General features: G+C 43.7%; 29 protein-coding genes. 7 read left to right on the forward strand and 22 right to left on the reverse strand.

Going from position 1 to position 23316, the window contains the following annotated elements:
- Positions 1-23 precede the first annotated feature (23 nt).
- From BN6465_RS16160 to BN6465_RS16210, 12 genes are all read right to left on the reverse strand, one after another.
- Complete coding sequence (locus BN6465_RS16160; protein WP_066737135.1) at positions 24-638, reverse strand: hypothetical protein; 615 nt, start codon at positions 636-638, stop codon at positions 24-26.
- A gap of 161 nt (positions 639-799) precedes the next feature.
- A complete protein-coding gene (locus BN6465_RS16165; RefSeq protein WP_066737138.1) occupies positions 800-1195 on the reverse strand; it encodes a hypothetical protein in 396 nt (131 codons plus the stop codon).
- Between the two features lie 13 nt (positions 1196-1208).
- Positions 1209-1643, reverse strand: a complete 435-nt coding sequence (locus BN6465_RS16170; protein WP_066737149.1) for a hypothetical protein — start codon at positions 1641-1643, stop codon at positions 1209-1211.
- 22 nt (positions 1644-1665) lie between these two features.
- The gene (locus BN6465_RS16175; protein WP_227183571.1) at positions 1666-2427 is read right to left on the reverse strand and encodes a DUF6291 domain-containing protein; all 762 of its coding nucleotides are present in this window, start codon (positions 2425-2427) and stop codon (positions 1666-1668) included.
- Between the two features lie 47 nt (positions 2428-2474).
- On the reverse strand, positions 2475-2891 hold the full coding sequence (locus BN6465_RS16180; RefSeq protein WP_066737153.1) for a hypothetical protein: 417 nt from the start codon (positions 2889-2891) through the stop codon (positions 2475-2477).
- A gap of 394 nt (positions 2892-3285) precedes the next feature.
- Positions 3286-3843, reverse strand: coding sequence for a hypothetical protein (locus tag BN6465_RS16185; RefSeq protein ID WP_066737155.1), 558 nt, complete (start codon positions 3841-3843; stop codon positions 3286-3288).
- An 8-nt stretch (positions 3844-3851) separates the two neighbouring features.
- Positions 3852-4532, reverse strand: coding sequence for a hypothetical protein (locus BN6465_RS16190; RefSeq protein ID WP_066737157.1), 681 nt, complete (start codon positions 4530-4532; stop codon positions 3852-3854).
- Complete coding sequence (locus BN6465_RS16195; protein WP_066737158.1) at positions 4532-5449, reverse strand: DUF1351 domain-containing protein; 918 nt, start codon at positions 5447-5449, stop codon at positions 4532-4534. The genes BN6465_RS16190 and BN6465_RS16195 overlap by 1 nt, the downstream gene beginning before the upstream one ends.
- 134 nt (positions 5450-5583) lie before the next feature.
- Positions 5584-6624, reverse strand: coding sequence for a pentapeptide repeat-containing protein (locus tag BN6465_RS21490; RefSeq protein ID WP_066737160.1), 1041 nt, complete (start codon positions 6622-6624; stop codon positions 5584-5586).
- An 84-nt stretch (positions 6625-6708) separates the two neighbouring features.
- A complete protein-coding gene (locus BN6465_RS16205; RefSeq protein ID WP_066737162.1) occupies positions 6709-6888 on the reverse strand; it encodes a hypothetical protein in 180 nt (59 codons plus the stop codon).
- Between the two features lie 18 nt (positions 6889-6906).
- Positions 6907-7050 (reverse strand): hypothetical protein, encoded by a 144-nt coding sequence (locus BN6465_RS20855; protein ID WP_154670277.1) that lies wholly within the window; start codon positions 7048-7050, stop codon positions 6907-6909.
- A complete protein-coding gene (locus BN6465_RS16210; protein ID WP_066737165.1) occupies positions 7047-7418 on the reverse strand; it encodes a hypothetical protein in 372 nt (123 codons plus the stop codon). The genes BN6465_RS20855 and BN6465_RS16210 overlap by 4 nt, the downstream gene beginning before the upstream one ends.
- A gap of 80 nt (positions 7419-7498) precedes the next feature.
- On the opposite strand from BN6465_RS16210, the gene BN6465_RS16215 reads away from it, so the two are divergent.
- Complete coding sequence (locus BN6465_RS16215; RefSeq protein WP_066737167.1) at positions 7499-7924, forward strand: hypothetical protein; 426 nt, start codon at positions 7499-7501, stop codon at positions 7922-7924.
- A gap of 87 nt (positions 7925-8011) precedes the next feature.
- Here the strand turns inward: BN6465_RS16215 and BN6465_RS20860 are convergent, their stop codons facing one another.
- Positions 8012-8179, reverse strand: a complete 168-nt coding sequence (locus BN6465_RS20860) for a hypothetical protein (protein ID WP_154670278.1) — start codon at positions 8177-8179, stop codon at positions 8012-8014.
- A gap of 253 nt (positions 8180-8432) precedes the next feature.
- Between BN6465_RS20860 and BN6465_RS16220 the strand changes: the two genes are divergently transcribed.
- Complete coding sequence (locus BN6465_RS16220; RefSeq protein ID WP_199882853.1) at positions 8433-8798, forward strand: helix-turn-helix domain-containing protein; 366 nt, start codon at positions 8433-8435, stop codon at positions 8796-8798.
- A gap of 337 nt (positions 8799-9135) precedes the next feature.
- Here BN6465_RS16220 and BN6465_RS21635 read toward each other — a convergent pair whose 3' ends face one another.
- Complete coding sequence (locus BN6465_RS21635) at positions 9136-9333, reverse strand: helix-turn-helix domain-containing protein (RefSeq protein WP_074017806.1); 198 nt, start codon at positions 9331-9333, stop codon at positions 9136-9138.
- A 107-nt stretch (positions 9334-9440) separates the two neighbouring features.
- On the opposite strand from BN6465_RS21635, the gene BN6465_RS16225 reads away from it, so the two are divergent.
- From BN6465_RS16225 to BN6465_RS16235, 3 genes are all read left to right on the forward strand, one after another.
- The gene (locus BN6465_RS16225; protein WP_066737171.1) at positions 9441-10271 is read left to right on the forward strand and encodes a DUF4190 domain-containing protein; all 831 of its coding nucleotides are present in this window, start codon (positions 9441-9443) and stop codon (positions 10269-10271) included.
- Positions 10272-10446: 175 nt separating this feature from the next.
- Positions 10447-11562 (forward strand): tyrosine-type recombinase/integrase, encoded by a 1116-nt coding sequence (locus BN6465_RS16230; RefSeq protein WP_199882854.1) that lies wholly within the window; start codon positions 10447-10449, stop codon positions 11560-11562.
- A 270-nt stretch (positions 11563-11832) separates the two neighbouring features.
- The gene (locus BN6465_RS16235) at positions 11833-12021 is read left to right on the forward strand and encodes a (2Fe-2S)-binding protein (RefSeq protein ID WP_066737175.1); all 189 of its coding nucleotides are present in this window, start codon (positions 11833-11835) and stop codon (positions 12019-12021) included.
- 44 nt (positions 12022-12065) lie between these two features.
- Here BN6465_RS16235 and BN6465_RS16240 read toward each other — a convergent pair whose 3' ends face one another.
- Positions 12066-12902, reverse strand: coding sequence for an AraC family transcriptional regulator (locus tag BN6465_RS16240; RefSeq protein WP_066737177.1), 837 nt, complete (start codon positions 12900-12902; stop codon positions 12066-12068).
- 146 nt (positions 12903-13048) lie between these two features.
- Here BN6465_RS16240 and BN6465_RS16245 point away from each other — a divergent pair, with 146 nt between their 5' ends.
- Complete coding sequence (locus tag BN6465_RS16245) at positions 13049-15031, forward strand: DUF5107 domain-containing protein (RefSeq protein ID WP_066737179.1); 1983 nt, start codon at positions 13049-13051, stop codon at positions 15029-15031.
- A 112-nt stretch (positions 15032-15143) separates the two neighbouring features.
- Here the strand turns inward: BN6465_RS16245 and BN6465_RS16250 are convergent, their stop codons facing one another.
- A complete protein-coding gene (locus BN6465_RS16250; protein WP_066737181.1) occupies positions 15144-16379 on the reverse strand; it encodes an ATP-binding protein in 1236 nt (411 codons plus the stop codon).
- Positions 16380-16554: 175 nt separating this feature from the next.
- Between BN6465_RS16250 and BN6465_RS16255 the strand changes: the two genes are divergently transcribed.
- The gene (locus BN6465_RS16255) at positions 16555-16890 is read left to right on the forward strand and encodes a helix-turn-helix domain-containing protein (RefSeq protein WP_066737183.1); all 336 of its coding nucleotides are present in this window, start codon (positions 16555-16557) and stop codon (positions 16888-16890) included.
- A 62-nt stretch (positions 16891-16952) separates the two neighbouring features.
- On the opposite strand, the gene BN6465_RS16260 is transcribed toward BN6465_RS16255, so the two are convergent.
- The 6 genes from BN6465_RS16260 to BN6465_RS16285 all read right to left on the reverse strand — a co-directional run bounded on the left by BN6465_RS16260 (position 16953) and on the right by BN6465_RS16285 (position 23176).
- On the reverse strand, positions 16953-17312 hold the full coding sequence (locus BN6465_RS16260; RefSeq protein ID WP_066737185.1) for a YccF domain-containing protein: 360 nt from the start codon (positions 17310-17312) through the stop codon (positions 16953-16955).
- A 61-nt stretch (positions 17313-17373) separates the two neighbouring features.
- Positions 17374-19866: an HAD-IC family P-type ATPase gene (locus BN6465_RS16265; protein ID WP_066737187.1), complete on the reverse strand. Its 2493-nt coding sequence runs from the start codon at positions 19864-19866 to the stop codon at positions 17374-17376.
- Between the two features lie 83 nt (positions 19867-19949).
- Complete coding sequence (locus BN6465_RS16270; RefSeq protein WP_066737194.1) at positions 19950-21062, reverse strand: ABC transporter permease subunit; 1113 nt, start codon at positions 21060-21062, stop codon at positions 19950-19952.
- Positions 21059-21931 (reverse strand): ABC transporter ATP-binding protein, encoded by an 873-nt coding sequence (locus tag BN6465_RS16275; RefSeq protein WP_066737195.1) that lies wholly within the window; start codon positions 21929-21931, stop codon positions 21059-21061. Before BN6465_RS16275 ends, BN6465_RS16270 begins: the two co-directional genes overlap by 4 nt.
- Complete coding sequence (locus tag BN6465_RS16280) at positions 21919-22650, reverse strand: hypothetical protein (RefSeq protein WP_066737196.1); 732 nt, start codon at positions 22648-22650, stop codon at positions 21919-21921. The genes BN6465_RS16275 and BN6465_RS16280 overlap by 13 nt, the downstream gene beginning before the upstream one ends.
- Entirely contained in the window at positions 22637-23176 is a 540-nt protein-coding gene (locus BN6465_RS16285) for an RNA polymerase sigma factor (protein WP_066737197.1), read from the reverse strand. Before BN6465_RS16285 ends, BN6465_RS16280 begins: the two co-directional genes overlap by 14 nt.
- Positions 23177-23316 lie beyond the last annotated feature (140 nt).

A 23316-nucleotide genomic window follows, 5' to 3' on the forward strand; every position in this document is an offset into this window, starting at 1 on the left:
TATTTGCCTCCTTAAAGCTCAATTTAACCTGTTGCATACGAATACCCGGCTTCTGCGTACACCCAGTCCCCGCTAGTACAACGATACATATTCTTCGAAACCGGCGTGTACTCTATCAGTTCTACGGTAACTCCATACTCTTTAAGTTCTTCTATTCCCCTCGTGAATTCTTTAATGGTTTTACTGCAATTTTTAGAAATGTGATGATAGGTCATGAAATCTTTCATGTACAGCAATCCGTTTCCTATATCACCGTAAAATGCAATCATTTTACGGCCATCTACATTTCTTTTGTAGGTATATGCTACGACCTCATGCAGGATAATGTCTGACGCTCTTATGACAGCATGTTCAGAGAGGAATTTCTCACTTATTTCTTTTGCTTGTCCTTTGTCTGTAAACACACGCTGTCCCATATCGCTGTTATATATTACGCCATATCCACCAGATTCTTTTGATATGCAATATCCCCTATCATTCCCTCCATCTCTGCACGCCCAGTTCCTTTCGAGGACTACACTTCTTTCAACGTCTCCTTTATGTACTACAAATACTACTTGCCCTGTTTCAAGTAATCTTGCTGGTTCCTTATAACTTATTTGTGCCTCGTATTCAAGTAGGGTTATTTGCCCCTCCACTTCGTTCACCTCCTAAAAAGTCCTTCCTTCGTTAAAGGGCCATTTTAATAAATCTCCTTCTCCATCTCCTCCATATATCTCGGAGTCATTAATTTCAAAATATAAAATCAGCGTTGCATTTACTTTTTCCATCTATTATCCTTTCCGAATCTCTTTGATAACTAGTTCTCATCAATGATAACCGTTCCAGTCGTGTAATATATGACATGCCGTTTCCCTTTCTCATCATCGAATTTAATTCGCTCCGAATCATAAGAAACATCAAACTTTCCTGTGTATTGCTGTAAAACATCTCCGTCAAAGTCATATACCGTAACCGTTCGTTCTATACCACCTGATATATTGCTTTGCGTATCCTTGATGGCTCTTTTCCCTCCTTCCGTATTGTAGAGCCACCATGCGAGACCCCCGCATATAAGAGCGGCCACTACAAGAGACGCAATCAGGCCCGCTATACATGACTTGCCACCTCCATTTGCCAATCCATAAATATTAACGCCTGCTATTATTAGTCCTATTGCTCCCACGATAATAATCATTGTCCATGTAAAAATCATATCTTTGTCTCCTTTACTCAAATTCTTTTAAGATTCTCTGTTGTTCGAGCATGCTCTCTTTTATCTTCTCCAGCTGTACTGTATTGGCACTGATTTTTCTTTTCATTACCTCCAGTTCTTCCGTGTTTTCAATTATTGCCTTTAAGAGCTTATACACCTCGCTTATCTTCCTGTCAGTCTCATGTGCCATTTTGAATATGTTTTCCAGCGCCTTGACTTCCCCGTTACTTCCGCCCGTATCAATCAAACTGCCCGGTTCTAACCCCAGAAGCAGACACATAAGCTTTTCCATACTCTCAGGTTGTTCTATGCTCTTTTTCAAGCTGTAGACATAGCTTTTGCTTCTTCCCAACTCGTAAGAAAACTCTTCTTGTGTCTTTCCACTTTCTTTTATTTTCCGGCAGAGCAGTTGATAATCAAGCTTTACCTTCTTTGTACCCTTTGCCATTTCTTTTCTGCAAACCTCCTTGTTATCTCAATAGCTGCCTTTCCAGCTCATCCATGTTGTAATCACGTTCTATGTATCCCTTCCCACCTGCCGACACATCCTGATTGAGATATGATTCGAATTTGGTTCCGAAGAGTGTGGAAGGGCGTAAATATGAACGCATATCTTTTTCTCCGGCCTTTTCCGGTTTTGACCCCCACTCTAAAACCTTTATGTCAATGACTTTCTTAAAATCATCAAGCGTATATCCTTCTTTGAATCTAGCTTTCATATGCTTTATGGTATCCTTAGACTTGTCCTTGAATCCCTTGCCAGTCTTCATGTTAAGATAGTCAATCACCTCTTTGTACGGGTACTCCGAAGTGGCACTGTCCTTGTACGGGTACTCGGTCGTGCTCTGCTCGACAATATTATTATTTAATTCATTATCATATTCATATACATATACATATTCATTATCAGGTTTTTTTGCTTTGCTTTGGTTTTCGCAAAAACCATTTGCTTTTTTTGGTTTACTTACAGAATCACTTGCTTTAGGTCTGCCTCCTTTACTGCCCGCTTCTCTACGCTTTTCAACGATGGATTTATATTTTTCTTTGTCCCTATCCAACTGGTCTTTGATAAAGCTGAACGCCATCTTAGTCATGCCATCCATCTCCGAAATAGTTCCATCGGCGGCGTATAGCATTATGGCCGTAAATAAGTCTCCACGCTGTTCCCTGCTCAACATTTCAATATGTTTCATGTAACTGGTATACAGCACAAAACTGTTTTTATCCTGCAAGGCAACCACCTGCCTTTCGCTCTACAAACAGGGATATTTGAGCCTCCTCATGCAGCATCTTTCTTGTGTTTCTTCTTCCCTTTCCCCTGTTTTTTCTTTTCACCTTCTGTCCTCCAATCAATCCCACAATTGCGAAGAGTCTGCCTCGCTGACTTTAGTGACCAGCCTATATGTTTTAGCCTGCTCTCTTCCTGCCGCACATACCTTATCAGTTTCTTTCGGTCCTCTTCATCGTTCATGTCAGGGATGAAGTATCCACGCCCCATCTGTAAGTTAAGGATTGGTATTTCCCGCCTCGCTAATGCGATTGCATTTCGGACATATCTATCCGGCAGGCCGCAGGTCTTGACCAAATCAGACCTTCTTATTGCCTTTTCGCTCCCCGTAGGGATATAGTCCAATATATTAAAATTCTTTCTGCCAATCTGGCGAAGGTAATCAACTAACTCTATCTGTCCTTCCACGAGTTCTCCTTTCCCCTCCGGCCCGCATAATAGCCGGAGGCAAACTGTGTATGATTATGCTACTGTGATATACTACTTATGCGTGAAACTTATGTTTACGGGTTACTATAGCCAAGACCTACCGAAGACATTTATGAACTCTTCACGTGTCCCATGATGTTCTTCGAAATAAGCCTGTGCCATCTGTTTTAGTTCCAAATCCAATCCGTGATTGGGGTTATCATGTACGCTGCCCGGATAATTCTCATGTAAATAATGGGCCAACAGTATTATAAAATTGTATGTTTCAGATAAGTCCCGCCTACTGCCATAAAAAATATGATGACGGTGGCAATATGGTGTATCAGTGAAATAACAGTGTTCCATATCATCGGTGAAGACGCTCCGCAATTTTTTACCCAATTTCAACTCCCCACTGTTCTTTCATCCGTTTTAGCTCATCTGGCGGAAGAGTCTCAATCCCAAGCTCTCTACATTCAGTGACAACGCCATCAATCAGTCGTGACATTTCTTCTGTGTCGTATGTATGGGAGCCATAATAACACTGTAGTTGTACTCCTGTCATACTTCCTACCGTTATCTCGCCAAGCACTTTGACCGCCCTCCATTCAGTTGCCATTCGTTCCACGGCATCCGGTTTTACGATAATATGCGTAAATACACCATATTCCTCAAGCATATCTATATACTTTTCCCACTTCCCGACACGATGTCCGGGTGCTGATAGCATATCTGCCATCTTTTGTAACAGTACCCACAAATAAGCATTTGCGTCCAAACTCCTTTTCTTTCTGAACCGTTTAAATACCACCGTCAACAGTTTGTCCGACATTTTTTGAACGTCCTCCGCAACAGACTGCACGAAAGGAAAAGAGAAAGTAATATCAAGTGTACGCTTGCCATGTTCGCCTATTCCAATTGCTATATTCTTAAGTTGTCCTTGTAGTTCCATATGCCCACCTATTTGAACGGAGTATCTTTCGAGACATCCTCGATGTTCTCTTGTTCCTCTTCCGGGGCCTTCGGGACTTTGCTCTCAGCATTTGCCAGCTGTATCATCCACTTGGTGTAGACCGATACGGTGATGTCCTCGATGGATTTAATGCCCCGTTTTTTCATGGCTGCGTCTAAGTTAAGTCCCGTACGCTCTGCCGCTTGCAAAAGAAGCTCTCGGTCTTTCTCACGAATTAGTGGGTCTTTTTCCATGTCATATTTGGTTTTATCTCCATCAAAGTAAACATCTGCCCCTATCCCAAGCTGTTTGCATGCTACCGATATAGCGTCGGTTGTTGCCATCTTAAAGCACTCGTCAGATACATATATTCCACTTTTTTCGACCGTGGCGAACTTACTCCCACCTGTTCCAGAAATTGGCTGTGACCACTCATTATCTACCCTGATATACAATTCAATATCCACGAACGCCGCATATTCATCACCTACATTTTCAAGCCATTTTTTAATAGGCTTATAATACCAACCAATGCCAATTGGTCCAAATTGTTCAGTGAGTTGCTTTATCCGCCACATTGGATTTATGTCAGTAAATCCTTTTGTTCTACCTGCTTTTATTTCTTTTTTTGCTTCTTCCGGAACTTTCCTAAACTTATCATACAGCACCATATTGTCAGATGATTTCATTAGACATCTTTCCTTTCAAAATAAACGCCAAGACTGGTAAATGCCATTTCAATTTCTTGCAGCTCATCTGGAGTAGCAACAACTGTATAAATTACTTTCTGTGATTCTTTAGTACTTAATGGCGCGGCCGCATTTTCATCTACAGTCTTCAACGCTTCAATAGCCAATTTCTCCGCATCAAATCTGATTTTTTCTTCACTTCGAATCCGTTCACGTTCTTCTTTTCGGATACGCTCAATCTCCTTCTGACGTTCACGTTCCGCTCTTTCTGCCTGTTCAGCCTCCTGTTTTATTAAAATTTCAGCCTTCTGTTTTTCATAATCAGCAATACATTTCATTGCGGCCGGAAGATTACGTGTAGCCATGTATATATTCAGGGCAGCTTCTTTTTTGTCAGAATTTATTGCCTTAATCGCATTGATTTCGGCACTTGTTTTAACTACTACGGATTCTATTTCCCGCCGTATACTTTTTAACGTTGTACCGGCATTTCCCCACTTGGTACCGTAAATACACTCAAGTGGGATGTAATCTTGTAGCTCATCTTCCACAAGTTCGTCATATATCTTCTGTATCTCTGCATTTTTTTCTCTTATGCGTTTTTCTTCAAATTCTTTTACTTGTCCATTTATCAATCCGATAGGTCCATCAATCAAATAAATTAGCTCTGCAACCTCTTTCTCAAACAAATCGCAAGGTTTCATATACTCCTTTTTGACCTCAATTCTTCGCTCATTTACCGCTTTCTTAATGCTCCGGAGAAACGCCAAATCATCTTTGGCATCCTTTTTATCTTCCTCGGCAAATACTTTCGATGCATATTCCTCCATCTTCTCACGCAATTGTGCCTTAAGAGGCTCAACATTCATGTGAATAATGCCCGGTTTCTGAATAATATCAAAGCTCAAATCGTTCATGTTCTATTTCCTCCTCGTATAATCTTCTATTCTCACTTATTCTCTCTTGTAGCGTCTGGTGTGGTATTATGTATTGCCGGTATTCTTCCGGTGTCATTGTTACTAATTGGTCATAATTGGGGATGTGCATGCTATCACTCCTCTACAGGCCCGATAATCTGCGCTCTACTGCACCGGATTTTTCCGTCTGTACCGAACGGCACTACCACACCGGCCAGCCATTCGTATCTAATGAGAAGCTTATATATTCTTCCATGATTGTCGCTTCTTACCCAATCAATGGGCGCAACGTTAATTCCGGAGCCACAAATATCTGTCCGGTTTGTGTTGCAGACCTCTTCGATAACGCTATCTGGTTTAATCTCCCATTTCTCAGGAGATTCGTAATATATACCGAAAGACTTGTACACTATATAACCATCTTTATTTCGTTCAAAATGGGCCTCAAGATAATTAATGGCATCCAACAAGCCGGTTGTTTGGCTCAGGTTAGCACCGCTCAGGTTAGCATCGCTCAGGTCAGCACCGCTCAGGTCAGCATCGCTCAGGTCAGCATCGCTCAGGTCAGCACCGCTCAGGTCAGCACCGCTCAGGTCAGCACCGCTCAGGTTAGCACGTCTCAGGTTAGCACCGCTCAGGTTAGCATCGCTCAGGTCAGCACCGCTCAGGTCAGCACCGCTCAGGTTAGCACGTCTCAGGTTAGCATCGCTCAGGTCAGCACCGCTCAGGTTAGCACGTCTCAGGTTAGCATCGCTCAGGTCAGCACCGCTCAGGTTAGCACGTCTCAGGTTAGCATCGCTCAGGTCAGCACCGCTCAGGTTAGCACGTCTCAGGTTAGCATCGCTCAGGTCAGCATCGCTCAGGTTAGCACGTCTCAGGTTAGCATCGCTCAGGTCAGCATCGCTCAGGTTAAATTCAAGAAGCTTCTTTTTATCTCTGTTGCCAAGTATTTTTAAAAATTCTTCTCTGTCAAAAGGAATTGCTTCTCCGATTTTTTCGAAGTATTTAGTGTCAACTTCGAATGTTCCGGTACGACCAGATTTATGCTCTATTACTTCAACGGTAATAATATCACCGCAAACCCTCCTAACGATTCCCTTTGTCATATCTCTATCTGTGATATTATAATTATCAGATATCCCTTTCACTAAATCGCCTACTTTAAATTTGCCCATTTGATTTTTCCTCCAAATCTGTTATAATGTAATTGGTTATTTGTTTGAGTGCCTGAGGCTTGCCGGCCTGTGAAGGCGCTCTTTTTATGCTCTCTTGTAATCATTGCAAAACTGTCTTGCCTCTCTTTCATTTTCAAAAATGTCTACCCATATATCGCAGCTCCTTGTCTCTGTACATCCACATTTCTCTCCATCTACTGCCGGACGTACTCTGGCAACAATTTTACCGCTGTTGAATATTCTTGCTTCTACTGCATATAACACTGTCTTCACCTCCTCGTTTCAATACCCTGTTATCATCCAGCATACTAGTAATATCACCGGCACCACGATTGATGATATAGCCGAGGCCGCCGCGGCTTTTTCGGCCTCTACTTCTATTTCCCGGTCAATGTAGGCAAGCATACGCTTATGTTCTTTTGTCATGCTGATTCTGCCTCCCCGTACATTCCAATAGCGCGGGCCACTTCCTCCGGGTCAAAATCTGGTACATGCTTCCTTAAATTCTTGTCCTTTAATCGTGTGCGGTATGTCAGATAATCTACCCACACAAGAAAATTAACTAAAAAGAAGCCACCGTCCTTTATGTATGCGTATTCTCCATACCTCTTTGTCTCTTCTTTGATTTCTTTGAATCTTGTGTCTACCGACCGGGCCCCCATATCCATGTTTTTCTGAATCCACGACTTGGATACATACGGCGGCGTGGTTTTGATTGTTTTAAATGCTGTGATTGTCATATCTACCACCTCCTTATCTTTATCACAATGTTTATCCAGCTCATCTTTTGACATGTTTATTGCCTTTTTCTTCCATCGCTAATATAATGTAATTACCGAGTGCCAGTCGGAATACTGCGAATGAGAGATTACCTATGACAAAACTAGAAAAAAGATTTTTGAATTGTTGCATTAAAAATTATATTAATAATTCTGTAATTGGTAGCGATGATTTACTTCTGCACCTTGATTCATCACTTTTTATTCTCCAAAAATGCGCTGAAAAACTTGAACAAAAAGGATATATTAAGAATCTCCATATTCAAACAAGGATTCGTTTCAATTTTCAACTTACATATGAAGGAATTATGTACAAAGAAATCAGATTTAAAAATCACAAAGATTTTATTTTGAAATCCATCTTTGTACCTGTCGTTGTGTCAGTCATTACATCGCTGATTATTGCTGTTGTAGGCTATCTTTGGAGTATGGAAAGTATTAAACTAAAGAGCCAAAACCCTATACCCACGCCAACAACTGAACTTATAACTGAAACAAGCGGACCAAACCACGGATGGTAAAGATACATATCTTCAATCCAGTCCCAAGCGGATGCCGGTGCATCGTACTTATACCAGTACTTTAGTTTATCAAATACTTTTTTCAACCTATACCACCTCCTTCTCTTTATCAGCCCCTACTTTAACATCATCACCGCCTAACGCATTGGCTCCAAGAAGAATCCCTTTTACAATAAGCTTCTTTTCTGTAGATGCATTTTTAAGAAGTTCGGCGATTTCTTTTGTTAAAGCCCTGCCCTCATTTACTGTTTTCATTTTATCACCTCTTTTCAGCAATGTTTGCTTTGTTTAATTAGATATTATAACAATAGTTGCTTAATGTCAATACTTTTTTACCATTTATTATTGACTTTTTTAGCAACTGTTGCTATTATCTACTTATAGGATATAAGCGCTATATTACTATACGAAAGAAATTACATATGGCACTTCCTTATAATAAAATGAAAACATAATATAATTCGGAGTATCTGTACATTGGGAACTCTTAAGAAAGGAGGGGATGAAATTGACAGTTAACGAACGAATAAAATTTCTTCGCGAAGACTTGGGCATGAGTCAAGCAGAATTTGCCTATACATTGGGTATTGGTCAGACAACTGTGAGTTATTTAGAGAAGACAGGTTCCACAGTTAAAGAGCAACACATCAGACTTATATGCAAAGTGCATCATGTAAATTATTTCTGGTTGACAGAAGAAAAGGGTGAACCTTATCTATCACCACCATCAATAATAATGGATGAAGTTGCAGAAAAATATGAGTTAGATAATATGGATAAAGCTATTATAGAGGAGTATGTGAAGCTGGAGCCAGAGGCAAGAAAAGTTATAAAGACATTAATCGAAAATATTATGAAAAAGGCGCCGGAGTAACCCGGCGCATAATTCAAAGGAACATACGATGTACAAATTCAAAGATTAACTTTAATTTGTTGTTATCAGTGATTTCCTTTAGCATTTTGATAATGCAATTAATGTACTCTTCATTTTCCATAATATGTACTGCCTCCTTCAATGTCGAGGAACGTCTGTTCGTGTTTTCTTGATATTATAATACTATAACAGAATTAAAAAATCAACACCTTTTTCGAACAAGCGTTCTGTCTTTTAATGGTAACTGATACCGGGGAATCTATCCCCTTTACTATATAAACAATGGTGACGCAGTAAACTAATGGGAAATGATGGATTTGTCCGAGTCCTCGGACACTTATTTAAACGGGGAGTCATAAAGGTCAGAAATGCGTATATTTAGACCTTTTGCTAACCGCTCCAAAGTTCCTAATCGCGGGTCCGTTTTGCCTGACATGATGTTTTCAATACTTGATTTTGGGATGTCCGTGAGAATGGAAACTTGGCGAATTGTTAAGTTACGTTTATACATTATTTCACCAAGTAATATTTTCATACTTTTATTATAATAGATTGCATGCTAGATATTACTGGTAATATTTAGTAATTATGTTTTACATAATTTATTTACGATTAGAAAGAAAGTGAAGGTATATTTAAAATATGAAAAAGGGAAAATTGCTTTCGATTTTATCTCTCATCTTTGGAGTTATCGGATTGATTGGGTCTATGATACTATTTGGAATAATTCCGGCAATAGCGGGATTTGTTATGGGTATGATTGCTATTGTATCTAAACGTGAAGGAAAAGTGATTGCGATAATTGGTACTATCATATCCGCTATCGCAGTAATATGGACTCTCATCCTAATTATTGTTGGATTGTCTCTGCCAGACAAAACGGAAAAGACCGTAGGCCCTGCATCTGAAACAAAAATTGAGGAGTCTGCTGAACAGAACGACATATCTTCACAAGTTGAAATTATAGCACAAAAAACAGAAGATAACCTCCTCTGTGTATTTGTCACAAATAATGCAGATATTACAATCGCAGAAATAGACTTTCAAGTTAATTTTAAAGATGAAAGTGGACAAATAATAAAGACAGAGGAAGATGGGCATGACGCTGTCCTATCAGGTAGTACTGTTGTATCAAGAATTAGCACCCCTGATAACTATGCAGACTATGAAATCAGCAAGAAAGTTATACCAGATGATAATGACTACGTTAATCACGCCGCTGATATAACCGTTACGAGCAACCAAGGCGATGATTGTGTAATCGTTCAAGCAACCAATAATTCCGGTGTTGATATTGAGGAGCTAGAACTTGTAGTTGTGTTCTATAATGGCGAGTCTATAGCATCTGTGACTCACGCAAAAGATATATATGACTTTACACAAGGCGATACAATTACCCAAGAATTTAATACTTATTCAACCATTGTTTATGATAGATTCGAAGTTTATGTAAATCAAGCACACACATTTTAACTTTAAAACCGCCCAGTGTTGGCGCACTGGACGGCTAAACAAATCACAATGTCAACTCCGAAGAGCAGACAATACTCACATAGATATTGTATCATCTTCGGGGCAGCCTCGCAAGCGGAACAAATGTTTACGCAGGCTGTAATTTTTATACTCTTTTTTAGGAAGGAAAATGATTATGTGGGTAGAAAAAAGGGCAAACGGAAAGTACAAATTTGTAAAGGAATACAAGGACTATTACACCGAGGAAACAAAGCGAGTATCAATCACGCTGGAAAAAGATACTGCTGCCTACAGGGACCTAGCCAGCCGGGAGCTGGACAAACTGATAGAGAAACGGTGCGCCTACGTTCCATCGGAGCGCCTGACGCTCAAGGAACTTGTTGAAAAATATCGTGATTATCAGAAAATGACCGTTAAAGCATCAACATACAGCCGCAATTATCACGCCTGCAATTCATTAATGCAGCTCTTGGGAGAAAATACGTTCCTTGATAAATTAAACGCAGCGTACATCAAGGAGAAATTTTTACAGTCCGGCAAATCGGCCGGCACATTGAACGAACATCGGGCGCGGCTCAAGGCATTGCTTAACTGGGGATATGAAAACGATTATATTGCAGATGTATCATACATGGGCAAGGTCAAGCCCTTCGATGCCACGCCGCACCGGGAAAAGATTTCGGACAAGTTCTTAGAGGGTGAGGAGCTGAAAAAATTAATTGCCGCTATGGACGATTGGCGCTGGAAATATGCGACTGAATTTCTGGCCCTGTCCGGTCTGCGGTTCGGGGAATTTGTTGCCTTGAGTCTGACTGATGTAGACATCAAAGAAGAGGTCATACATGTGACTAAGACATACGATTCCCAGAATAAGGTCGTTACACCGCCAAAGACCTCTTGTTCTATCCGCGATGTATATATGCAGGCAGAATTATTAAAGGTAGCTAAAAAAATCCGGCTCAACATAAAGTATGAACAATTCGAGAAAGGCTACCATAACAGCAACCGCCTGTTCTTCCCGTCTAAAACGGACGGATACGCTCAATACTACGCTTATGAGAAATACCTCAAGGCAATATCAAAAAAGGCATTAGGGAGGCAAATAACGGCTCACACGCTACGTCATACACACGCCTCGCTATTATTTGAGCAGGGAATTGATATAGACACTATCTCCCGCCGCCTCGGCCACGAAAACAGCAAGGTCACGAGAGAGATTTACCTTCACACAACAGAAAAATTAAAGGAGCGGGATAAGGAGAAAATAAGGAATGTTAAAATCGTCATGTAATTTTTTGAGGTATTCAGGGGGGAGTTTTGGGGGAGGAATTGTCCCCCAAGATGCATTGATACTACAATATACAGTTCAAAAAACAACGTATTTAAGCCGTTTTGGCGTATATATATATCAAGATACACGGTGGTTAAGGGAGCATCTTCCGCAGTAGACCAAATAGCAGAAACCCTATGAATACTGGTGTTTCTGCTATTTTTTTGTTTTCCTTTGATGTATATATATCTCTTGTTCTACATACGCTATTCCGGAAAGGATGTGGTATATATGAACATGGATAAAATTGTATGTAACTGCATGAGCGTCACCAATGGTATGATCAAAGATGCCGTGGATTCCGGAGCAGACACTTTAGAAGAAGTACAGGAAATTACAGGAGCCGGAACTGTTTGCGGCGCATGTTTGGATGACGTTCAGCACCTCGTTGATTTTTTTGTCGAAGAACGTGGCAAATAGTACGCCAGCACCTTTTTAAGGTGCTTTACATATTCTGCTTTTCCTTAATAAGAGCCACCTCGATAGCCAGTCGGTGAACTTCCCACCCTCTTTCGGAATGTATTGCAAAAGCTGCTTTCCGTTGTAAATCCACAAAGATACACAATCTCTTTGACCGGCTTCTCCGTCGTCTTCAGATAGTATTTGGCGTGAGTAATACGCAGATTTAATAAGTAATCATGGGGAGAGCTTCCTGTCACGCGCTTGAACAGGCGTATATAATAGTAAGGACTAAGGCAGGCAGCGGATGACAGCATCTCTACAGTCAATGGCTGGTCAAAATGTGTATTCATGTATCGGATACTCTCATATATTTTCTTTGCCGGTTCTGACTCAAACACTTCTTCCGAAAGAAGGCTTGTAAGAATTTCTGTCAAATATTTTGAGATAGTTGCCTCATTGATTCTCCGGCTGTTCTCATATATATCATAAATTGTCTTGATTAATTTCTCACAGTTGGACGTCTCGGCCAGTGTAATCACATTCCCCTTCTTTTCCCGGATAGCGTTGTAGAACCGCTCCGCCATCACCCCATCGAAATGAATCCAGCAGGCGCTCAGTCCCTTTTCCGTATAATAGGCATGCGGCTTATACCCACTCACCAAAGCGACTTGTCCGGGTCCGGCATCCGCCTGTGCTTCTTCACATGTAATATGACACTGTCCCGAAAGCACCAACATGATGGAGTATCCCGGATAGTCCTTCCGCTCCAGCGTATACCCCGGCAGATAGCGGTAACTGCCTACACATAAGGGATAAAGGTATAATTCTTTCGCCTGCGCCGTAGGGGTATGAAAATAAAGTTTTGAATCCAAAGATATATTTTCAACATTTATCAGCATCGTTGTCCACCTCTTACGATTTCTCCTATTTGTTATTCTATTATAAAGGGCAATTTTTTACAAGTAAAGGGCAATCTGTCCTAATGACATTTCTTTCTCATTCCTTATAATAAAATTAAAGAAAACAATCTGAAGGAGGTATTTACATGAAACCGGAATTAAGATTTGAGCAAATGAAAGTGAAGACCGGACACTTCGGACACGAGTCCTGCGTCCCTTCTTTTCTGGGCACCTTGACTGTCCAAAACGAAGTATCCTTCCATCTGGACGAATGGGATGAAATCTATGAGGCATACGGACGCTGCCCATCCTGTTATCCCTACCGTGAGCTCAACACCTACGACCGTGTATTAGAAGAATCGAATATTAGAACAGCAGTTTTAGAAAACAATAATCTGACGGCTGTATTTCTTCCTGATTTAGGCGGAAGGCTCTGGTCACTGGTCGATAAAAATACAGGCCGCAATCTTCTCTATACCAATGATGTGATTCGTTTTAGCAATCTTGCCATACGGAATGCATGGTTCAGCGGCGGTGTAGAGTGGAACATCGGCATAATCGGCCATACTCCATTGACTACAGAAACGCTCCACACCGCCAGTCTGACTGATGACTCAGGAATCCCGATTCTGCGCATGTATGCATATGAGCGTATACGGGAAGTAGAATACCAGATGGATTTCTGGCTGGGGGAGGAAGACACCTGTCTCAACTGCCGTATGAGAATCGTCAATTCCAGCTCCTCTGTCGTCCCCATGTATTGGTGGAGCAATATGGCCGTTCCGGAGTATGACAGCGGACGGATTGTCGTGCCTGCCGATGAGGCGTATACTTGTGGATACCAAGGAAATGATAATCAAGTATATAAAACCTCCATCCCCATGGTGGATGGAATCGACATTTCCAAATATAATGATATTCCTAATCAAGTGGATTATTTTTTTAATATTCCCGCTAATTGTCCCAAATATATCACGAATCTGGATGCCTCAGGATATGGACTGCTCCACATGTCTACCAGCCGTCTACAAGGACGTAAGCTCTTTTCTTGGGGGAAAAATGATGGCTCAGACCGCTGGCAGGAATTCCTTACAGAAGATGCCGGCCGCTATGTAGAAATTCAGGCCGGTCTCGCCAAGACACAGTATGGCTGTCTCCCGATGGCTCCACACACAGCGTGGGAATGGGTAGAGCAATACGGTCCCGTCCGGATTGAAACAGATTATCTCCGCCGTTCTTTTGAAGAGCTGCGAAGTTATATGACAGATATGGTCTGCCGCAAAATGGCAGAATCCAGACCCGATGAACTTCTGGCTGCCACACAGGAAATGGCAAAGACAAAGGGGTCTGTTGTCTATTATGGGAAGCCTTACGGCGCGTTAAAAAATGTAATAAGGGATTTGGAAAATGAATGCCAGCTCTCCAGCCATCTGGATTATGGCGAATTAGAAGAAAGTCAGAAAGCGTGGGCTGATTTTCTTAAGAGTGGAATTTTCATACAGAAATCTCCAGAAGAAATACCGGAAGATTTCCAAAGTGATACCATTTTTTATGATAAGTTACAAAGCGTTATCTCCGAGCCCGTCAACAACAGCAACTGGTACGCACATTACCAGCTCGGAGTTATGCATTTGCACGCCCAGTCTTATCCGGACGCAGAGAGAGAGTTCGAGACTTCTTTAGAGCTGGAAGAAAATCCATGGGCGCTTCACGGGTTGGCTGTCCTCGCGCTGGCACATGGCAACAAACAAAATGTACGACCGTATATGACCCGGGGCATTTCATTGCTGCCGGACAACTTGTCCTACGTGAAAGAAGGTTTCCGGATTCTCCTAATGTCAAACGGCTATGAAGATATCCGCACCCTATACCATACGCTGGACAGTCAGCTCCAGAACGAGAGCCGTATTCAGTTCGACTATCTTACTGCTCTCGCTCATACCGGAAACGCAGAAGAAGCCATGGAAATACTGCTCTCAGAAAAAGGCTTCGTTCTGGATGACGTTCGGGAGGGTTCCGATACCTTAGGTGATTTGTATGCAATGCTCTACAGGCAAGTCTATCATCAAGAACCCGATGTTATTCCGCATATGTTTAACTTTCATTCTCTGACGCCAGTGCAATCCTAGATAAAAATCACATCTATATAAATAGAGTGTACAAATCCCTCACTCATGAGGGACTTGTACACTCTGCACATTGTGCGCATCCCCCGGAGGGGATTTTCTGCTTATCTCTTTTTTATCTCAAGGCCGCCAGAAGCTGTTCAATATCCACAGGCTTGGTAATCACACCGTCCATTCCTGCCTTTTCTGCCCTCTCCAGTTCCTCTTTAAACGCATTGGCAGTCAGTGCTATGATTTTGACTGTTTCCGCGTCCGCTCTATCCATATTGCGTATAAAACGGGCAGCTTCATACCCATCCATGACAGGCATCCGTATATCCATGAGAATTCTGCTGATACTGCCGGGGGTGCTTTCTTCAAACATGTCAACTGCTTCTTTGCCGTTCAATGCCTCTTGAGTCCTGTATCCTTTGCCATGTAGAATCTCACAGGCAATCTCCCTGTTGATTTCATTGTCATCCGCGACCAATACCAATGGCTCCTCGTTAATTTCATGATCCGTGTACGGGATATCCTTTACTTCACCTCGGTCAAAAGACTCCGTGCGGGCGGCTGTCTCTGCCGGAATCCGTACAGTAAACCTAGTCCCCTCCCCCCTCACACTCTCAACAGATATTGTGCCTCCCATCTGTTCGGTCAGGTTTTTACATAGGGTAGTACCCAGTCCATTTCCGCTACGGCTCTTCTCCTCCCCCTCCTGCTCAAAGGGCTCCCATATCCTTCCAAGAAATTCTTCGCTCATTCCACATCCATTGTCGGTGATAACAAAACATGTCTCGACATTGTTTCTGGGCAGCATTATCTGGCTCACCTCTAAATGCACCCATCCGCCCTTATCTGTAAATTTTACCGCGTTGCCTAATAAGTTGACTAAAATCTGTTTAAGGCGCACGCTGTCCCCGACCACATAGGGCTGGCTGAGCTCTGTATGCATTTGAAACGTAATCTCTGACTCCTCTGTCTGAATCTGCACCATACCCTGCACTTCCCGGAGAACTTCGCGCAAATCCAAGGGCATGGCGTCAATATCCAGTTGCCCGTTTTCAATTTTCGATATATCAAGCACGTCTGTCACAAGATTCTTAAGATACTGTGAAGAGACCCTCAGCTTGCCAAGATAAAGCCTAAGCCGCTCCGGATTATCCACATTCTCCCTCATTAGATATTCTAATCCAATGATGCCGTTAAGGGGCGTCCGAATCTCATGGCTCATATTTGTAAGATAATTACTTTTTTCAAAACTTTCTCTCTGCATTTCCTGAATTTGTCTTTCTCTGACACGGAGGCGGTATGCTAACACCGCGGCTACAGTCGTCAGAACTATTACAAGTATTATCAACACCATCTCCATCTAATTTCCCTACTCCCGTGTTTTTATGTCGAATAATTGCGATGATTGGTAAAACTTAATTTCCATCTGCTCATAGGCTCATTATACATCCCATGGTTGTATTTTAGCAACTATAATCGCTTAATAATTTATTCCATAGCGGATAAAATGTAACTATAGCATGCAGGAGGACGAAATGAATAATCTTCTCGAACAAATGGGGAAACGAATCTTAGAGCGTAGAAAACAGATGCGTCTGACACAAGAGGAACTGGCCGAACGTGCCGGAGTGACCAGTCAGATGATTTCCACTGCGGAACTGGGGAAGAAGGCAATGCGCCCGGAAAATATTATCAAAATCTGCTCTGTGCTGGAAATCAGCACCGATTATCTTCTATTGGGCAATATAACAGAAAACGACCGCTCTCTTCTGTCTGATAAAGTATCCACTCTCACCCCTGCCCAGTATCGTCATCTGGAGGACATTATCGACAACTTTGTTACCGCTCTGAAAGAAACTTCGGAGAAATAAATAAAAAGGAAAATGAAAAAAAGGGGAACGGCCCGCTTCGGAGCTGTTCCCCTTGTTTATTTTTAATATACAGCCGCTCCAAACGGCATGAGCGCCAATTTTGCCAATTTAAACTGCTGCATGCCAAATGGAATCCCAATTATAGTAATGCATAATCCACACCCTAGCACTGCATGTTCTATGGCTAAGGGCAGCCCCGACACGATGAGCCAGATAATATTCAGAAGCAGCGAGCCGGCTCCCCCTCCATAACGCACTTCTTTTCCAAATGGAAAGAAACTCAAGGCAGCAAACTTAAAACACTGCAGGCCGACTGGCAGACCTATAACTGTGATACACCAAAGCAGGCCGGCCAGACACCAGCTCAAGCCACTCAGCGCCCCTCCAAAAATAAACCATAAAATATTTCCAAGTAATCCCATAACGTAATCCTTTCTATGCCTTTTCTGAAAGGAGCCTTAAATCCGCCACTCCCAAGTTCCACTACCGCTCATTATCCGGAAGCTCCGGATACGTCTGCTCCGGTTCGCGCCCGCGCATCTTTCTATACCATTCTCTTATTTTCTCCACCGTAAAACTCAGGTAGCGGAATACCGGTTCTGTAGCTATAGAGAAGACTACGAACAGCATAATACACTTTGTGGACATATCACTGAGCGCAAACCATTGATTCAGGAATGTACCACAGAAGACCAGTCCTATCGCGCAGCCTATCAATATAATTCTGCGCAAAGCATTCATAGGCAGGCTTATCTTATATAGAATCATAAACCCGACAATTGCAAGCAATATGGTGGCCGCCGTCGAAATATCTGTGCTTCCCACCCCGAACGTCATCCCAAAGATGACCAACGCTCCAACCGCCAGCACGTCCGTCAGGCCTCCGGGCAATGCCTTCAAAAATACATTGGTAAGAAAATGTCCTTCTATTCGGCTCTTGTTCGGCTCCAACGCCAAGAAGAATGCCGGCACCCCGATAGTGAACATACTGATCAAGGACACCTGCGCCGGCTCCAGCGGATATGTTATCATGAACACTGCCGCGAATATGGAAAGCAGGAATGAAAATATATTCTTTACCAAAAACAGACTCGCCGAACGCTGAATATTGTTGACCACTCTCCGGCCTTCCAGCACCACCGAAGGCATACAAGAAAAATCCGACTCCAGCAGCACTACTTGCGCTGCCTGTGCCGCGGCCTCACTGCCCGACGCCATGGCGATACTACAGTCCGCATCCTTCAGCGCAAGAACATCATTGACTCCGTCGCCAGTCATGGCAACCGTATGCCCCGTTTCCTTCAACGCCTGCACGAATTGACGCTTCTGATTCGGCGTCACACGGCCAAATACCGTGTATTTTTCCATCGCCTCGGCCACCTGTTCCTCTGTTTTTAAAGTAGACGCGTCCACGAACCTCTCTGCGTGTTCTATTCCTGCCCTGCGTGCAACCTCGGACACCGTCTCCGGATTGTCCCCGGAGATGACCTTGATAGCCACTCCCTGCTCCGCAAAATAGCGGAAGGTTTCTTTTGCCTTATCTCTGATGGGGTTCGATAACAGTACAAGCCCCAGCGCAGTAACTTTATCGGTCAATGCCTTGCCGTCTATGACGCCATGGTACTGTCCAAACACGAGCACTCGGTATCCCTTCTGTGCATACTGCTGTATCTTCCCCTGATACCTTGGATAATCTTCCCGGAGGACCATCTCCGGCGCTCCCAGCACGTATGCGCCGTCCTCGTAAGTTACACTGCTGTATTTTACCGTGGAGGAGAAGGACGTGATACTCACAGGCTTTTTGCCCGTATTTTCCTTAAAGTATTCCTTTAACGCCTCCATCGTAATATTATCCGCACTCATGGCGGCCGCAAAGTCCCCCAGCATCAGGGAAAGAGAAGGATACTTGGCCTCGCCGCTCTCCTCATCTTTCTCTCTGGCCTTGCGGTATTCTTTCGTCGGAACCGCCTTGTGGACCGACATCTTATTCTCTGTGATCGTACCTGTTTTATCTACACAGAGTACATTGACTCTCGCCAAAGTCTCAATGCTTTTCATATCGTGAAGAAGCACATTCTGCTTGGCGAGCCGCATAGAGCTCACCGCAAGCGCGACACTGGCAAGCAGATATAAGCCTTCCGGTATCATACCGATAATCGCTGCCACCATCGCCGTGATACTGCTTCGGAATGTTTCATTATTATAAAAATAACTCTGTGAAAAAAGGATAACGCCAATAGGGATAACTGCAATGCCTACCCATTTGACCAGCTTATCCAGAGAACGAATCATCTCGGATTGCTCTCCTTCCCCCATCGCCTTGGCTTCCACCGTCAATCTGGATATATACGAATCCTCCCCCACCGCGTCCAGACGTGCATGGCACTGTCCCGACACCACAAAGCTCCCGGACATCAGCTTATCACCCTTGCGCTTAGTTATCTCGTCGGCCTCTCCGGTGAGCAGCGACTCATTGACCTGCACTTCACCTGCAGCCACTATAGCATCGGCGCATATCTGATTCCCCGCCGAGAACACTACAATATCATCCAAGACCAGTGTCTCCGAAGTGACGATCCACTCCCGCTTGTCCCGTATGACCTTCGCGTGGGGCGCATTGAGCATATTCATCTTCTCCAGCACATTCTTCGCGCGTATCTCCTGTATAATACCGATTAACGTATTAATAATTACAACCGGCAGAAAGGTTAAATTTCTAAAAGACCCTACCAGACACAGCAGGACGCCCAGCACCGCGAACACCAAGTTGAAGTACGTGAATACATTACTGTGGATAATCTCTCCCGCCGTCTTAGACGGAGGCTCTACCGATAGATTCTCCCAGCCATGGAGCCGGTGCTCTTGTACCTGCTGGGCGGTGAGCCCTTCCCGGTAATCCGGATTATATCTGGTGGTGGGAATCCTCTTTCCCGCCTCTTCCTGCGGCCGTGCCGCTCTTTGTTTTTTCTTCCGCATATTTATCTCTCCTCTACGTCTTTCTATTATACGATAGCTAATCTTAGAATTCCATAAAGGTTATCTAAAAAATTGTTTAATTTTTATTTCTGCCCCTGATAGCTCCGATACCGGAAATATGCGAAGCAAAAGGCAGATACTCCAACAACAGCCGCCACCAGCAGATGTACGCTTATCTGGCCTCCATCAAATGCAAAGTCCCAATTCCACTGCAGCCACACTGGCATGGAGACCATGAAATGATTCATCAGTTTCGTGCCCGCAGTCCCTAAAATCCAAGTGGGCGCAAGCACCTTCAGCCAGATTAACGGTACAGCGTAAATGATAAGTGAAGCTATCACAGTCAAAAAGGAGCTTTTTGAGAATGCCGAAAGAAGAGCCGTGACCCCCGCCAGCAGCACCATACCCGCCAGCGCAAGCGCCCACTCAAACAAGAAGAATCCTCCGATAGACTCCGGCGTAAATCCGAAGAATGGACTGCCTATCAGCTGGCTGGAAGCAGACAATCCCTCTGCCCCGAACGCCGTCATATACAGTCCAAAATAAAAGACTCCAAATAAAACACATAACAGAACCGCAAAAACCACCGCCGCCAATAATTTTATCCAGATTCCCTTCTTTTTCCCGTCTTCTGTTGTAAGCAGTAGATCCGCCGTGCGCAGAGAGTATTCTTCTGAAAACAGGGGGCAGAGTGCGGCAATTAAAATGAGCTGCAGATACACACAAATTGTCATTGCATTTTCCTGCATGAGCATCCACCCACGCACATATGCAAACTCTGTGTTACCTTCCACAAAAGGTTGTGAATTATTCTCCCACTCCGTCCCTTCATAAAATTCTATCTGGGATAAATCTTCTCCTCCTGTTTGGTTGAAGTTGGTCATGTTCAATGTTATAAAATAATTACAGAAGTTTCCTACCGGTTGTCCGGTCTTCGTATCATAATAGTAGAATCCAAAACGATTGTAGATATCCTGCACCTTTTCCACCGTGAGAACGCCCTTATATTCCTCCGCCAGCTCTTTATCCTCGACAACAGCCTCCCGTCCTCTGTAAGTCTTTCCGTCAATCATAGTTTTCTCCTCCGATACCGCCACGATTGTCCACACCGTCACCAGAATCATAAGAAAAAGGACTCCGCCCCACACCAATTTCCTCGATACAATTTTCCTCAATTCTTCCCAAAATAGTCTCATTCTCTCTCTCCTCCCATATAGTAGAGATAAGCATCCTCAAGCCCCGGTTCCACAGGACGCGCCCCTTTGACCGGGCATTTCTCTGCCACGATGCGCAAATGTACGCTACTCTCGACGTTTCGTAAATTGCATATTGCAAACTCATCATTTAATCTGTCGGATTCCTGCTGTGATACCGTACACTCCCACACCTTTCCCTCTGCAGCCTTCGTGATAGAGTCCATCCTGCCTTGACACAGGATACGCCCGGATTTCATCAGCATGATTTCATCCGCGATGTACTCCACATCGGACACAATATGTGTAGACAGAATGACAATCCGGTCCTTGGACAGAGAACTGATGATATTGCGGAAGCGAATCCGCTCTCTGGGATCCAGCCCACTGGTAGGCTCGTCAAGAATCAGAATCTCCGGCTCATTCAGAAGAGCCTGTGCAATCCCAAGCCTTCTAAGCATTCCGCCTGAAAATGTCTTAATCTTTTGGTTCTGATGTTCCTCAAGTCCAACGAGCTCCATATATTCCAATGTCTTACTGGCAGCCGTCTCCCTCGGCAGGGCCTTGCAGGCCGCCAGATAATTTAGATATCTCTTCGCTGTAAAATCTGGATAATAGCCAAAATCCTGAGGCAGATATCCCAGCATATGGCGGTACTCTCCATCCAATGTGCGTATATCCACGTTATCGCAGGTAATCATCCCCTCCGTGGGCCTCAGCACACCACACAACATCCGAAGAAGCGTCGTCTTGCCGGCCCCGTTTTCTCCCAGAAATCCATACACCCCTTCTGTCAGGTTCATAGAAACATTTTTCACTGCCTCTTTCTGCTTGAACCTTTTTGTTACTCCCTCTAATTTTAACTCAGGCACAGTTCTTCCCCTCCTTCAATCACGCAAAATATTCTCTTCACCGCCAAGACAAGCGCGCCTCCCCCTGCCAGCAGAGCAAGTCCCCATAAGGGCAGGCATGACCGGTCATAAATATGCGGAATAAAGTACGGCGCGGCCGCCACGGCCGCACTAAGCAGGGCCGTCCCCGCCTGCCGCAGCCCAGACGTAATCCCCCGCAGCAGAGTAAACGCCCACAAAATCCAGACATCGGCCCACACAAAGGGAACCAGCAGATACAATGCAAACACTGCCGTCTCCCCCGCCCGTGCTGGCCCTAACAACAAAACAAATATGCCAAAAACAAGCAGATCCAGTATTCCACCGAACAGCAACTGTATGGCGGCCATCTGCTTTAGATTCAAGTAGAGCGTCTGCTCAAGCTCCGCCATATTTCTGGAAAAAAGCCGTCCCAGCCCTGCAAAACCTATATTCCCCGAAAGTACAAGGAATATGGCGCAGACGGTAAAAAGTTCCGGCCCCGGCCAGCTTTTAAAATATCGACAGACTGCGAAAGCCGCTCCCAGACAAACTCCCTCCAGCATCCACATGAAAACCGGCCTATATTTTAGCTGAATGAGCATGCTCTGGATAAAGTTGGGATAGTTGCGCACTTTCTTTGCTGCAGCCGCTCTCCGTATTTCTTCCAGATTTCTTTCCTTTTTCTCTTTATCAATGGTAAGGGATTTATATTCCTCCATAAAAATCCTCCTTTTCCAAGAACAATTGCAGTTTCTCCAGCCCCTGCCGGATTCTGGATTTTACAGCCGCCAGAGAAGCACCTGTCATTCTGGCGATTTCCCGGTTCTTATACCCATATAGATGGTGCAGAATCACCGCTTCCCGTTGAGACTCCGAAAGTTCTGCCAATGCTTCTTTTAAAAGAACCGCCCGGATATTATCGGCTTCTGAAGAACCAGCACTCCTGTGCTGCTCCTCCCGAGCCGCCCTTAAGACACTTTCCCTGTCTGCCTCATTTCTCCACGAAGCCCGGCATACATTCATAGCTATTGTGAGAAGGTATCCCTTGAGATTGTGGTAATTATAATGATCCACATAGCGAATAAAACGCAGAAATGTCTCCTGCGTCAAATCATACGCACCGTCTCTGTCACCGGTCTGGTAACAGCAGAAATAATAAATATCATCGTAATACCGCGCGGCCACATCGTTCAGATATTCTGTCTGACCGCCCTGAATCCGCCGGATAAGTTCACGGTCCTCCAAAAGACCTCCCCCCTTTTGTAAAACGTCTTACATTTAATATAATCGCAATTGATAAGAAAAGGATTTAATTATTTTACATTTTTTTGCAGGTGCACATTCATACCAGTTTTTATTACACAAAGTGCGGCTGCGAAGCAGCT

It is taken from the genome of Bariatricus massiliensis (assembly GCF_900086725.1).
In the GTDB taxonomy this organism is placed as follows: Bacteria; Bacillota; Clostridia; order Lachnospirales; family Lachnospiraceae; genus Allocoprococcus; species Allocoprococcus massiliensis.

What these genes read in the sequence shown, in the direction of transcription:
- BN6465_RS16265 (WP_066737187.1), bottom strand. Translation starts at nt 19,866, where the DNA reads ATGCGGAAGAAAAAACAAAGAGCGGCACGGCCGCAGGAAGAGGCGGGA.
- BN6465_RS16190 (WP_066737157.1), bottom strand. Translation starts at nt 4,532, where the DNA reads ATGAAATCATCTGACAATATGGTGCTGTATGATAAGTTTAGGAAAGTT.
- BN6465_RS16260 (WP_066737185.1), bottom strand. Translation starts at nt 17,312, where the DNA reads ATGGGATTACTTGGAAATATTTTATGGTTTATTTTTGGAGGGGCGCTG.
- BN6465_RS21490 (WP_066737160.1), bottom strand. Translation starts at nt 6,624, where the DNA reads ATGGGCAAATTTAAAGTAGGCGATTTAGTGAAAGGGATATCTGATAAT.
- BN6465_RS16210 (WP_066737165.1), bottom strand. Translation starts at nt 7,418, where the DNA reads ATGTCAAAAGATGAGCTGGATAAACATTGTGATAAAGATAAGGAGGTG.
- BN6465_RS16235 (WP_066737175.1), top strand. Translation starts at nt 11,833, where the DNA reads ATGAACATGGATAAAATTGTATGTAACTGCATGAGCGTCACCAATGGT.
- BN6465_RS16270 (WP_066737194.1), bottom strand. Translation starts at nt 21,062, where the DNA reads ATGAGACTATTTTGGGAAGAATTGAGGAAAATTGTATCGAGGAAATTG.
- BN6465_RS16245 (WP_066737179.1), top strand. Translation starts at nt 13,049, where the DNA reads ATGAAACCGGAATTAAGATTTGAGCAAATGAAAGTGAAGACCGGACAC.
- BN6465_RS21635 (WP_074017806.1), bottom strand. Translation starts at nt 9,333, where the DNA reads ATGAAAATATTACTTGGTGAAATAATGTATAAACGTAACTTAACAATT.
- BN6465_RS20855 (WP_154670277.1), bottom strand. Translation starts at nt 7,050, where the DNA reads ATGACAAAAGAACATAAGCGTATGCTTGCCTACATTGACCGGGAAATA.
- BN6465_RS16230 (WP_199882854.1), top strand. Translation starts at nt 10,447, where the DNA reads ATGTGGGTAGAAAAAAGGGCAAACGGAAAGTACAAATTTGTAAAGGAA.
- BN6465_RS20860 (WP_154670278.1), bottom strand. Translation starts at nt 8,179, where the DNA reads ATGAAAACAGTAAATGAGGGCAGGGCTTTAACAAAAGAAATCGCCGAA.
- BN6465_RS16240 (WP_066737177.1), bottom strand. Translation starts at nt 12,902, where the DNA reads ATGCTGATAAATGTTGAAAATATATCTTTGGATTCAAAACTTTATTTT.
- BN6465_RS16255 (WP_066737183.1), top strand. Translation starts at nt 16,555, where the DNA reads ATGAATAATCTTCTCGAACAAATGGGGAAACGAATCTTAGAGCGTAGA.
- BN6465_RS16165 (WP_066737138.1), bottom strand. Translation starts at nt 1,195, where the DNA reads ATGATTTTTACATGGACAATGATTATTATCGTGGGAGCAATAGGACTA.
- BN6465_RS16250 (WP_066737181.1), bottom strand. Translation starts at nt 16,379, where the DNA reads ATGGAGATGGTGTTGATAATACTTGTAATAGTTCTGACGACTGTAGCC.
- BN6465_RS16170 (WP_066737149.1), bottom strand. Translation starts at nt 1,643, where the DNA reads ATGGCAAAGGGTACAAAGAAGGTAAAGCTTGATTATCAACTGCTCTGC.
- BN6465_RS16185 (WP_066737155.1), bottom strand. Translation starts at nt 3,843, where the DNA reads ATGGAACTACAAGGACAACTTAAGAATATAGCAATTGGAATAGGCGAA.
- BN6465_RS16225 (WP_066737171.1), top strand. Translation starts at nt 9,441, where the DNA reads ATGAAAAAGGGAAAATTGCTTTCGATTTTATCTCTCATCTTTGGAGTT.
- BN6465_RS16195 (WP_066737158.1), bottom strand. Translation starts at nt 5,449, where the DNA reads ATGAACGATTTGAGCTTTGATATTATTCAGAAACCGGGCATTATTCAC.
- BN6465_RS16280 (WP_066737196.1), bottom strand. Translation starts at nt 22,650, where the DNA reads ATGGAGGAATATAAATCCCTTACCATTGATAAAGAGAAAAAGGAAAGA.
- BN6465_RS16215 (WP_066737167.1), top strand. Translation starts at nt 7,499, where the DNA reads ATGACAAAACTAGAAAAAAGATTTTTGAATTGTTGCATTAAAAATTAT.